Source organism: Planosporangium spinosum, from assembly GCF_049999945.1.
Classification (GTDB): Bacteria; Actinomycetota; Actinomycetes; order Mycobacteriales; family Micromonosporaceae; genus Planosporangium; species Planosporangium spinosum.
The window spans coordinates 88,135-99,873 of the sequence record NZ_JBLYUB010000012.1; the positions used below are offsets into that span (position 1 = coordinate 88,135).

Genomic DNA, 11,739 nt, shown 5'->3' on the forward strand with positions numbered 1-11,739 from the left:
CTCCAACGTGCGGCGCAGGCGTGCCAGGTACTGCCGCAGGTAGGGGGTTTCGGCGAGGTAGGTCGGCCCCCACGCCCACCGCCGCTCTCCCGCGTTCACCGCCGTGACCAGGTGTCGAGCCGGTCCAGGATGGCGGGGTCGGCGCGCTGAACCTCGAGATCGGGTGGTGGCTGGCCTCCGTCGGTCAGGTCGGCCACCGGCAGGCTCAGCGCCAGCGTGAGCCCGCCGCCGGACGTGGCCTCGTCACGCAGGTCGCCCCCCATCGCCTGCGCGAGGCCACGCGTCAACGCGAGCCCCGGCCCGCTCTCCTGCTGGCTGTCACGGTCACCCGGCCGTGCCCAGGGCAGGACGACCTTCTGCCGGTCAGCGACCGGGATACCCGGCCGGTGGTCGATCACACGTACCTCGACCTGCCCGCTCCGCTCTCTGACCTCGACGACCGGTGGTTCGTCCCGGGGACTGGCGTGGACCGCGTCGGCGATCAGGCTCACCAGTACCCGGGCCAGCAGCGCCGGGTCGGCGTAGATCTCCGGCACCTCCTCCGGGACCTCGACCCGGACGCCACGGCCGGCCTCGCCCACCTGGTCCAGCGCCCGCGGCAGCGCCTCCGCCACGCTGACCAGCCGGGGCCGCCGGTCGACGACGCCCGCCTGCAGCCGGTCGGGGTCCAGCAGGTCCTCCACCGACCGTTCCAACTGCCGCAGGTTCTCCTCCGCGCTGGCGAGCAGCAACGCGCGGTCGGCGTCGGCGGCGGAATCGTCCCGACGGCGCAGCCGGCCGACGGCCGCCCGCGCCGACGACAGCGGGGCGCGCACCTCGTCGCGGACCGCGCCGAGCAGTGCGGTCCGGGTACGGTCCGTCTCGGACAGGCTCTGGACCGCCGCGGCCTGCTGGGCCAGCCGCTCCTGCCGCAGCGCGAGCGCGGCCTGCGCGGCGAACGCCTCGAGGACCCGGCGGTCGGCGGCGTCCGGGGCGTGTCCGCGCAGCACCAGGGTGAGGCAGGCGTCGATCGGCACGTCGGCGTCGCCCTCGTCGGGGGACGTGCACGGCGGGCCGCCGACGGAGGCCACGACCCGCCAGGCCGACGGCTCGTGCCGCTGGTCGGGCGTCGGCGGAGCCTCCGGCGTCAGCTCCAGCAGCGTCACGCCGGTCAGCGAGAAGGTCTCCAGGACCTGCTTGAGCAGCGCCTGCAGCGGCCGCTCGCCCCGCAGCACGCTGCCGGCGACCGTGGACAGTGTCTCGGCCTCGGCGCGGGCGTGGGCGGCCTCCGCGGTGCGGCGGGCCGCCAGGTGCACGACCGTACTGACGGCGACCGCGACGGCCAGGAAGGCCACCAGCGCGAACTGGTTCGCCGGCCCGACGCTGACGGTGCCGGCCGGCGGCAGGAAGTACCGGTCGAGGACGGCGACCGCGGCGGCGGCCGTGAGCAGGGCCGGGTAGAGGCCACCCACCAGCGCGACCGCGAGAACGGCCAGCAGGTACGCGAGGACGTCGTCGGCCGGTGACAGGGTCGGTCGCAGCCGGTCGAGCAGCAGCGTCACCAGCGGCAGGCCGACGGCCGCCACGGCGAGGCCGGCGAGCCGGCGTCCGGTCGTCAGCCCGGCGGTGATCCGCACCGGCCGGCGTCCCCGCTTGGCCTCCTCGTGGGTGACCAGATGGACGTCGATGTGGCCGGACTCGGCGGCGGTGGTGCCCCCGACGCCCGGGGAGAGCATCTGCGCCAGCCGACCGCGCCGGCTGGCGCCAAGGACGAGCTGGGTGGCGTTGACGCCGCGGGCGAAGTCCAGCAGGGCGGCCGGGATGTCGGTACCGACGACCTGGTGGTAGGTACCGCCGAGATCCTCGACGAGCATCCGCTGCCGGGCCAGGTGCGCGGGGTGGGCGCCGGCCAGCCCGTCGCTGCGGGCGACGTGGACGGCCATCAGATCCGCCCCCTTGGTACGCGCCGCGATCCGGCCGGCCCGGCGGATGAGCGTGTCGCCTTCGGGTCCGCCGGTGAGCGCCACGACCACCCGTTCCCGCGTCTCCCAGGTGGTCTCGATGTGATGGCCGGCGCGGTAGCGGTCGAGCTGGTCGTCGACCTTGTCCACCACCCAGAGCAGCGCCAGCTCGCGCAGCGCGGTCAGGTTGCCGACCCGGAAGTAGTTCCCGAGCGCCGCCTCGATCTTGTCGGGACGGTAGACGTTGCCGTGGGCCATCCGCCGCCGCAGCGCCTCGGGGGTCATGTCGACCAGTTCGATCTGCTCGGCCCGGCGCACCACCTCGTCGGGTATCGTTTCGCGCTGCACCACACCGGTGATCTGCTCGACGACGTCGTTGAGCGACTCCAGGTGCTGGATGTTGAGTGTGGTGACCACCGTGATGCCGGCTTCGAGCAGCTGCTCGATGTCCTGCCAGCGCTTGGCGTTCCCGCCGTGACTCCCACCGCCGGCACCCTCGGACGGCACGTTGGTGTGCGCCAGCTCGTCGACCAGGGCGACCTGGGGGCGGCGGGCGAGCACCGCGTCGAGGTCCATCTCGGTGAAGGTCGCGCCGCGGTAGACGACCTTCTTGCGCGGGACCACCTCCAGCCCGTCGACCAGCTCCTCGATGATGCGCCGGCCGTGCGGCTCGACCAGGCCGACCACCACGTCGGTGCCGCGTCCCGCCCGGCGCCGACCCTCCTCGAGCATCTTGTACGTCTTGCCCACACCGGGTGCCGCCCCGAGGTAGACCCGAAGTTGTCCGCGCGCCATGTCGCGCTCCCCTAGCCGCGGTACGGATACGTCCGGTCGAGGTCGAGGTTGAGGTCGAGCACGTGCACGGCCGGCTCGCCCAGGAAACCCAGATCCCGCCCGGTGGTGTGCCGGTCCACCGCCTCCCGCACATTGTCAACGGTAGTGCCCCGTACCCTCGCAATCCGGGCGGACTGAAGTTTCGCGTATGCCGGGCTGATGTGCGGGTCGAGGCCGCTGCCGCTGGCGGTGACCGCGTCGGCGGGTACGGCGGGTCGGGCGGGCGCGGGGCCGCGGATCGGGGTGGCCACGCCGCGGGAGTAGTCCTCCCCCGGCTCGGCGCACTCCACGGTCACGCCCTGGTACGCCGCGGTGAACGGCACCGCCGGGCACGGCTCGTTGAGGCTGACGGCCCGGGTGACCGGGCCTCGCAGACCGTCGCGGCGGTACACGGCCAGGACCGCGCCGACCCCGCCGATCGTGCAGTACGGCCGGCGCCCGTCGACGTGCTCCAGGGCTCCGATCGCGTGGGAGCGCGTGCAGACCTGGGTGAGCAGGCTGGGCCTGCCCGGGCCGTGGTCGATGACGTTGTTCGGTCCGAGGTTGGATCCGCCGCTGGCGGTCGGGTCGTAGCCGACCCCGCTGCCGGCGGCCGACGGGCGGGACTGGAAGTACTGCACGAGGGGTCTGCCGTCGGCGCCGGTGAACGACTGGCCGATGAGCCCGCTACCCACGGCCCGGTGTCCGACGGTGACCAGGGACCCGTCGGCGTGGTGGGCCAGCCCGGGCAGCCGGGCCACGGCGGTGACGGCCAGGGGGTAGGCGATGCCGACGAGCGCGGTGAGCACCAGCAGCGTACGCAGCGCGGCGAGGTGCTGGGCCAGCCAGTACGGGCGGCGCATGTCAGATCCCCGGCACGAGGTGGACGACGAGGTCGATGAGCTTGATGCCGGCGAACGGGGCGACGACGCCACCGACTCCGTAGACGAGCAGGTTGCGGCGCAGCATCGCGGCGGCGCTGCTGGGCCGGTACCGCACGCCGCGCAGGGCGAGGGGGATCAGCGCGACGATGACGAGCGCGTTGAACACGACCGCGGACAGGACCGCCGAGGTCGGGCTGGCCAGCCGCATGACGTTGAGCCGCTCCAGGCCCGGGTAGACGGCGGCGAACATGGCCGGGATGATCGCGAAGTACTTGGCGATGTCGTTGGCGATCGAGAACGTGGTCAGCGCCCCGCGGGTGATCAGCAACTGCTTGCCGATCTCGACGATCTCGATCAGCTTGGTCGGGTCGGAGTCCAGGTCGACCATGTTGCCGGCCTCCTTGGCCGCCGACGTGCCGGTGTTCATGGCCACCCCGACGTCGGCCTGCGCGAGGGCCGGGGCGTCGTTGGTGCCGTCGCCGGTCATCGCGACCAGCTTGCCGCCCTGCTGCTCGCGTTTGATCAGCGCCATCTTGTCCTCGGGCTTGGCCTCGGCGAGGAAGTCGTCCACGCCGGCCTCGGCGGCGATGGCCCGGGCGGTCAGCGGGTTGTCCCCGGTGATCATCACGGTGCGGATGCCCATCCGGCGCATCGCGTCGAACCGCTCCCGCATACCGGCCTTGACCACGTCTTTGAGATCGATGACGCCCAGGGAGCGGGCTGGCTGCCCGGCGCGCCACTCCGCGACCACCAGCGGTGTGCCACCGGCGGCGCAGACCCCGTCGACGACCGTCGCGACATGGTCGGTGGTGTGTCCGCCGTGGTCCCGCACCCACTTCAACACCGCGCTGGAGGCGCCCTTGCGGATGCGGCGCACACCGTCGTCCTCGTCGAGATCGACGCCCGACATGCGGGTGGAGGCGCTGAACGGCACCCAGGTCGCGCACTGGATCTGCCGTTCCCGCAGCCCGTAGCGCTGCTTGGCGTGCACCACGATCGAGCGGCCCTCCGGCGTCTCGTCGGCCAGGCTGGACAGCTGCGCCGCGTCGGCGAGCACCTTCTCGTCGACGCCGTCGACCGGGGAGAACCGCTCGGCCTGCCGGTTGCCCAGCGTGATGGTGCCGGTCTTGTCCAGCAGCAGCGTGTTCACGTCGCCGGCCGCCTCGACCGCGCGACCGGACATGGCCAGGACGTTACGCTGCACCAGCCGGTCCATGCCGGCGATGCCGATCGCCGACAGCAGCGCCCCGATCGTGGTGGGAATCAGGCACACCAGCAGCGAGACGAGGACGATGCCGGTCACCCCGTGCGCGTCCAGCGCCGGGCTGTCCGGAGCGGACGCCTGCACGTCCTTGGAGTAGATCGCCAGCGGCTGCAGCGTGGCGACCGCGAGCAGGAAGATGATCGTCAGCGCGACGAGCAGGATGTTCAGCGCGATCTCGTTGGGGGTCTTCTGCCGGTTGGCGCCCTCGACCAGGGCGATCATCCGGTCGATGAAGCTCTCCCCCGGCTTCTGGGTGATCCGCACGACGATCCGGTCGGATAGCACCTTGGTGCCGCCGGTGACCGCCGACCGGTCCCCGCCGGACTCGCGGATCACCGGCGCGGACTCGCCGGTGATCGCGGACTCGTCGACGCTGGCGATCCCCTCGACCACGTCACCGTCACCCGGGATGATCTCTCCCGCCTCGACCACGACGACATCGCCCAGCGTGAGTTCGGCCGCGGGTACCGACTCCTCGTCGACGCGTCCACCGCCGGGCGCCCAGCCCGCCAGTCGACGCGCGATGGTGCCCTGCTTGGCCCGGCGCAGCGTCTCGGCCTGCGCCTTGCCCCGGCCCTCCGCGACCGCCTCGGCGAGATTGGCGAACACCACGGTCAGCCACAGCCAGCCGGTGGTCAGCCACGCGAACACGGTCGGATGGGCGATCGCGAGGACGGTGGTGAACACCGAGCCGACCTCGACGATGAACATCACCGGGTTGTGCCACAGCGTGCCCGGGTTCAGCTTGCGCAGCGCGTCCGGCAGGGATCTGACCAGTTGCCGCGGGTCGAGCAGGCCGCCGGGGACCCGACCCGGACCACCGGCGGGCGGCCGTCGCGCCACGCCCTGCTCCGTGATGATCGACATGTCAGCAGCGCTCCGGGACATCACAGGCCCTCGGCGAGGGGACCGAGCGCCAGGGCAGGCAGGTAGGTCAGCGCCACCAGGACGAGGACGACGCCGACGACCATGCCGACGAACAGGGGCTGATAGGTCTTGAGGGTGCCGGCCGACGCCGGTACCGGCTGCTGGGCCGCGAGCGAGCCGGCCAGGCCGAGCACGAAGACGATCGGCAGCAGCCGGCCGAGCAGCATCACCGCGCCGAGGGTCGTGTTGTACCAGGTGGTGTCGGCGTTCAGGCCGGCGAACGCCGAGCCGTTGTTGTTGGCCGCCGAGGTGTACGCGTAGAGCACCTCCGACAGCCCGTGCGGCCCGCCGTTGAGCATCGACGCCCGCGCGGACCTCAGTGCCATCGCCGCCGCGGTGCCGACCAGCACCAGCGCCGGCGTGGTCAGGAAGTACAGCGAGGCGAGCTTGACCTCGCGGGCGCCGATCTTCTTGCCCAGATACTCCGGGGTCCGCCCCACCATCAGCCCGGCCACGAACACCGTGAGCACGGCGAGGATCAGGATGCCGTACAGGCCGGAGCCGGCGCCACCGGGCGCGACCTCGCCCAGCATCATGTTGCCCAGCAGCACCGCTCCGCCCAGCGCGGTGTACGAGCCGTGCGTCGAGTCCACCGCGCCGGTCGACGTGAGCGTGGTCGCGGCCGCGAACGTCGCCGACTGCGGCACGCCGAAGCGCACCTCGGTACCCTCGGCCGCCGCGCCCACCGCCTGCGGCACGGTCCCGCGGTGCGCCAACTGGAAGGCGGTGGCGGCGACGACGCTGGCGAGCGCCAGGACCGCCATGACGGTCGCGATCGCGAGCCCCTGCCGGGGGTTGCCGACCATCCGGCCGAACGCCCGCGGTAACGAGAAGGCGATCACCAGCAGCAGGAAGACCTCGACCCAGTTGGTCCAGCCGGTCGGGTTCTCGAACGGATGGGCGCTGTTGGCGTTGTAGAACCCGCCGCCGTTGGTGCCGAACTCCTTGATGATCTCCTGGCTGGCCACCGGTCCGCCGGGAATGTGCTGCGTCGCGCCGCTCACGGTGTGCACGTCGCGCCCGCTCGCCAGATTCTGCACCATACCCGCGCCCACGAACACCAGTGCGCCGACCGCCGCGACCGGGAGCAGGACCCGCAGGCAGACCCGTACCAGGTCGACCCAGAAGTTGCCGACCACAGCGGCGACCGGGCCGGGCGACCGTGCGGGACCTCGCGGGCCGGACCGGTCGGAGCCCCGGGCGAAGCCACGCACCAGCGCCACCGCCACGGCGATGCCCACCGCCGCGGACGCGAAGTTCTGCACCGCCAGGCCGCTCATCTGGACCAGATGGCCCATCGTGGACTCGCCGGCGTACGACTGCCAGTCGGTGTTGGTCACGAAGCTGGCGGCCGTGTTCCAGGCCTGGTCGGCCGGCACCGGCGGCCGACCGAGCGACAGCCACAGGTGGTTCTGCACCCGCTGGAGCGTGTACAGCAGCAGCACCGACACCGCGGAGAAGGCCAGCACGCTCCGCGCGTACACGCCCCAGGTCTGCTCGCTGTCGGGGTCGACGCCCACCAGCCGGTAGACGGCGCGCTCCACCCGCCGGTGCCGCCGGCCGGTGAACACGCGGTACAGGTGGTCGCCGACCGGCCGGTAGACCACCGCGAGGGCGATCACCAGCGAGGCGACGAAGAGCATGCCCGCCGTCGTGTCGCTCATCAGAAGCGCTCCGGAAACAACAGGGCCACCACGAGGTACCCGAGCAACCCCACCGCGAGGACCAGCCCGACCGCGTTCTCGACGTTCACAGCCGCTCCACCGCCCGCACCACGAGGGCCAGACCGGCGAACACGGCCAGCGTCAACAGTACGAACAGCACGTCAACCACGGTGCCGCTCCTCCTCGGACTCCGGCCGGCCGCGACCCGCGGTGGCGGCCGGCCGCGGCCGGCCCGGGTGGTACCCGGTCACGGCCCGACTCCGCGCCCGCGCCAACGCCGGGGCCCGGATCTGGCATGACCGCCGGGACCGCGCGCCGGGTACGGGCCGCCGGGTCGGGCCGGTGGCCGCGCCGTCCACCGCCGCGGCCGCCAGCGCCGGAACCCTCCAGACGTCGGTGACTCCATGCCGAACAACTCACCGAACGGCTTGCCGAAAAACCCGCCGACGCCCGTCAACCGCAGAAACCGGCGCCGGATCACCGCACGGATGTGCAACCGGCATGGACTCGTGGTCCGCGGGTTGGCAGGCTGGCCGACGTACCCGTCGAGTCATCGGCCGCCGTGGGCCACCCGCCGCTGTGGACCACCCGCGCGCGGCCGCCGAGCGGAAGGACCATCATCACCACGGTCGTCGCCGACCTGCGCCGGCACGGCGGCGCGTTCGCCGAGCACGCGGTCCCGCCGCCCAGCGAACACGCGCGCGGCCAACTGCTGCGCGCCCTGGCCAGCGATGCCATCCGCGGCGGCCTCGAACGCCACTTCGGCGTGAAGCTGGCGTTCCAGAACTGCCACCGGGTCGCCGCGTTCGCCCCCTCCGCAGTGGACGGCACCGACTACCGCGGCTTCGTCTCACCCTGCGGCCAACTGCTCAACCAGTCAACGGGGCTACGGGACTGCTGACCGGCGCCGCCGACCGATCACGCCGTCGCGCCGCGCCACGCGGTCAGCCGCGCGGTCCCCCGCCGGCGGCGGTGAGGACCTCGTCCGGCAGTGGCCGCAAGCCCTCCAGCCCCGTCGGCAACGGCCGCGTGTGCAGCACGCCGAGGCGCTGCGTCGCCCGGGTGAGCGCCACGTACAGGTCGCTGTACCCGCGCGGCGACTCGGCGACGATGCCCGCGGGCTCGACGACCAGGACCGAGTCGAACTCCAGCCCCTTGGCCTGGCGGACGGTCAACACGACCACCCGGCTCTCCAGGTCGACCTGCTCACCGATGGCCGCCTCGGGCACGGCCTTCGTCACGGCCGTGCCCAGCTCGTACTCGTGGCCGGCGGGAACGATCACCCCGATCCTGCCGTCGGTGACCTCGGCGGTCTCCCGGAGCACCGTCTCGACGAGGCAACCGGCCAGCCGGTCGGGGTCCAGGCGCAGCCGCCAGGGCTCCACCCCGGTCGACCGGACCGAGCGGGGTGGCCGCAGGCCCGGGTCGATGTCGGCCAGCAGGCGCGCGCCGACCGCCATGATCTCGGCCGGCGTACGGTAGTTGACCGTCAGCTCCTCCAGCCGCCAGCGGTGGTCCACGTACGGTTCGAGCGCCTGCGCCCAGGACGAGCTGCCGGCCAGGTCGCCGGTCTGCGCCACGTCGCCGACCACGGTCATCGACCGGCTCGGGCAGCGCCGCATCAGCAGCCGCCAGGCCATCGGCGACAGCTCCTGTGCCTCGTCGACGACGATGTGGCCGAACGCCCACCGACGGTCGGCCGCCGCCCGCTCGGCCGGGGTCAGCCACGCGGAGTCGTCGTGCCGCTCCGCGAGCCGCTCGGCCTCCAGCAGGTCGGTGGCGGCCAGGATCTCCGACTCCTCGTCCTCGAAGTCCATCGACGCCGAGCCCGACATGATCTCGAGCGCGCCCTCGGCGTACGCGATCCGCTCGCGGCGCCGCTTCTCGGCCAGGGCGTCGACCGGCCGGCCGTCCTCGCCGAGCAGTTCGGCCGCCTCGTCGAGCAGCGGTACGTCGGCCGGCGTCCAGCCGCCACCGGGGTCGCGGCGGAGCAGGCCCCGTTCGGCGTCGGTGAGCCGCGGCGCCGCGGCGGCGAGCCGCTCGTCGGACGCGTACAGGTCGCCGAGCAGCTGCTGCGGGGTGAGGATCGGCCACATCCAGTCGAGCGCCGCCCGTACCTCCGGTTCCTCGCGCAGTTCCCGCCGGATCTCGGCGAGGTCGGCCTCTGCCAGCAGGTTCGGGTCGCCGGGCGCGTCGTCGCCGCCGAGCGGGTCGTCGGCGTACGGGTCGGCACCGATCTTCTCGGCGAGCTGGAGCGACAGCGCGTGGATGACCTCGGTCTCGAAGATCGGCCGGGCCAGGTTGTGCAGCTTGCCGGAGGTGCGGGCGCGGGCCCGCGCGTCCTCGCAGACCGCCCGGTCCAGTCGCAGCACGTCCCGGTCGATGGCCAGCTCGAGGAACGTCTCGGGTACCCGCTGCCGGTCCCGGATCGCGGCGGCCAGCACGTCGGTCATCTCCAGCCGCCCCTTGATCTCGGCCGCCTCGGCCGGCTCGGCCCGCCGCGCGGTGACCCCGGGGTACAGGTCGCCGACGGTGCCCAGCAGCACGCCGGTCTCCGCGAGCGAGGGCAACACCTGGGAGATGTACCGCAGGAACGTCTCGTTCGGGCCGACGACCAGGACGACCCGCGTCGACAACTGCTGACGGTACGTGTACAGCAGGTAGGCCACGCGGTGCAGGGCGACCGCCGTCTTGCCCGTGCCGGGGCCACCCTGCACGACCAGGGTCCCGGCCAGGTCGGCGCGGATGATGCGGTCCTGCTCGGCCTGGATGGTCTCGACGATGTCGCGCATCCGGCCGGTACGGCTGGCGTCCAGGGCGGCCAGCAGCGCCGCCTCGCCGGTCACCTCCTCGTGCACGCCGGACCGCTGCGCGGTGAGGTCGAGCACCTCGTCGTCGAGGCCGACCACCCGGCGCTGCCGGGTACGGATGTGCCGGCGGCGCCGTACGCCCTCCGGTGACGCCGCGGTGGCCAGGTAGAACGGCCGGGCGGCCGGTGCCCGCCAGTCCATCAGCAGCGGCTCGTAGTCCCCGGCCTCGTCGAAGATCCCGATGCGGCCGATGTACCGGCGCTCGGCCCCGTCGAAGTCCAGCCGGCCGAAGCACAGCCCGTTCTCCACGGCGCTCAGCTGGGCCAACTGGTCGGTGTACATGGTGACGGCCGCCTCGCGCTCGGACCGGGCCTGCAACGTCCCGCCACCTGTCCGCAGCGCGCCGTCCAGCCGGTTCGACGCCTGCTCACGCAGGTGGTCGAGCCGGCCGTACAGCATCGACACGTACTCCTGCTCCCGGCCGATCTCGTCGGTCCGGTCATTGTCGGAGGCGCCGAAGCTTGACAAACTGACTCCCTGTCCGCTAAATTTGGCTGAAGAACGGCACATACGCCGTTCTTTTTTTGTGCCCGAACGACCAAAGATAGCGTGTCTTCCGGCGTACCGGGCGCGTCACACCCGTGTCGGTGAGCGCGGTCGACGCACCGGGTGCCAGCGGGCCGCAGATCGACTATCACCGTTGGCCGGCGGACCACGCTCCCGGCGGCGGGCCGGTCCTGGCCGGTCCGGCACCGCACCACCTCGCGTCCGCCTCGTAGCTGGACACCAGGTACGGCAGGTCGAGTTCGGCGATGCCGGCGAAGATTTCACGGTACGCGCGGCGCACGTTCCGGCAGCCGGCCCGCCGCGGCAGCTCGGCGGTGGGCTCCGTACCGCTGGACTCCGGGCCGACCAGCAGAAACCCGCGCGTCACGTGCGGTCCGCGCCGGCGCCCTCTTCCGGGTTGTACGCCCGGTCCGGATCGACGTCCGAGCCGCCGACGATCGTGCCGCCGGTGCTACCGCCGGTCGTGGCGTCGCTGGTGGAACCACCGACCGGCGTGCCCAGACCGCCGCTCGTGGCGTCGCCGGTGGTCGTCGGGGCCACGTCGGGCCCCTGCCGCGCGACCCGGCGGACGCTCGCCGGCCCCGCCTTGCCCCCGGTGGTCGTCACCATCCCCGGCGTCTCGGTCGGACCACCGTCCCGGTAGATCTGCGGGTCGATCGGATGGTCGGCCACGTCGTCGCGTTCGGCGGCCTCGCGGGCCTGCCGCGCCTCATCCTCGGGCTCGGTGATCTCGTCGAGGTATCCGGGACCGTACAGCCCGCGCTCATCCACCGCCCTCTCGGCCTTCCTGCCTACCGGTGACTGTTCCTGCCGGTCACCCACGTCACTCACCCCACGTTCGACTACCGTTGCGCGGCCGTGCCGCTCGCT

Annotated in this window: 9 protein-coding genes; 1 reads left to right on the forward strand and 8 read right to left on the reverse strand. The window is 73.0% G+C overall.

Features of this window, described 5'->3' with window-relative positions; translation table 11 throughout:
• Window positions 1-95: 95 nt before the first annotated feature.
• From ACNTMW_RS17605 to kdpF, 5 genes are read right to left on the reverse strand one after another with little or no spacing between them, the layout of a single operon-like run.
• Complete coding sequence (locus ACNTMW_RS17605) at window positions 96-2,735, reverse strand: sensor histidine kinase (protein ID WP_426634731.1); 2,640 nt, start codon at window positions 2,733-2,735, stop codon at window positions 96-98.
• Window positions 2,736-2,746: 11 nt separating this feature from the next.
• Complete coding sequence (locus ACNTMW_RS17610) at window positions 2,747-3,616, reverse strand: potassium-transporting ATPase subunit C (RefSeq protein WP_426634732.1); 870 nt, start codon at window positions 3,614-3,616, stop codon at window positions 2,747-2,749.
• A 1-nt stretch (window position 3,617) separates the two neighbouring features.
• Entirely contained in the window at window positions 3,618-5,768 is a 2,151-nt protein-coding gene (gene kdpB, locus ACNTMW_RS17615) for a potassium-transporting ATPase subunit KdpB (protein WP_426634733.1), read from the reverse strand.
• A 20-nt stretch (window positions 5,769-5,788) separates the two neighbouring features.
• A complete protein-coding gene (gene kdpA / locus ACNTMW_RS17620; protein ID WP_426634734.1) occupies window positions 5,789-7,492 on the reverse strand; it encodes a potassium-transporting ATPase subunit KdpA in 1,704 nt (567 codons plus the stop codon).
• Entirely contained in the window at window positions 7,492-7,581 is a 90-nt protein-coding gene (gene kdpF / locus ACNTMW_RS17625; protein WP_426634735.1) for a K(+)-transporting ATPase subunit F, read from the reverse strand. Before kdpF ends, kdpA begins: the two co-directional genes overlap by 1 nt.
• A 401-nt stretch (window positions 7,582-7,982) precedes the next feature.
• Between kdpF and ACNTMW_RS17630 the strand changes: the two genes are divergently transcribed.
• On the forward strand, window positions 7,983-8,393 hold the full coding sequence (locus ACNTMW_RS17630) for an SCO5389 family protein (RefSeq protein ID WP_426634736.1): 411 nt from the start codon (window positions 7,983-7,985) through the stop codon (window positions 8,391-8,393).
• Window positions 8,394-8,436: 43 nt separating this feature from the next.
• On the opposite strand, the gene ACNTMW_RS17635 is transcribed toward ACNTMW_RS17630, so the two are convergent.
• The 3 genes from ACNTMW_RS17635 to ACNTMW_RS17645 form a co-directional block, all read right to left on the reverse strand.
• Window positions 8,437-10,872 (reverse strand): HelD family protein, encoded by a 2,436-nt coding sequence (locus ACNTMW_RS17635; protein WP_426634737.1) that lies wholly within the window; start codon window positions 10,870-10,872, stop codon window positions 8,437-8,439.
• 124 nt (window positions 10,873-10,996) lie between these two features.
• Window positions 10,997-11,236, reverse strand: a complete 240-nt coding sequence (locus tag ACNTMW_RS17640) for a hypothetical protein (RefSeq protein WP_426634738.1) — start codon at window positions 11,234-11,236, stop codon at window positions 10,997-10,999.
• Window positions 11,233-11,691, reverse strand: a complete 459-nt coding sequence (locus tag ACNTMW_RS17645) for a hypothetical protein (RefSeq protein ID WP_426634739.1) — start codon at window positions 11,689-11,691, stop codon at window positions 11,233-11,235. Before ACNTMW_RS17645 ends, ACNTMW_RS17640 begins: the two co-directional genes overlap by 4 nt.
• Window positions 11,692-11,739: the final 48 nt, after the last annotated feature.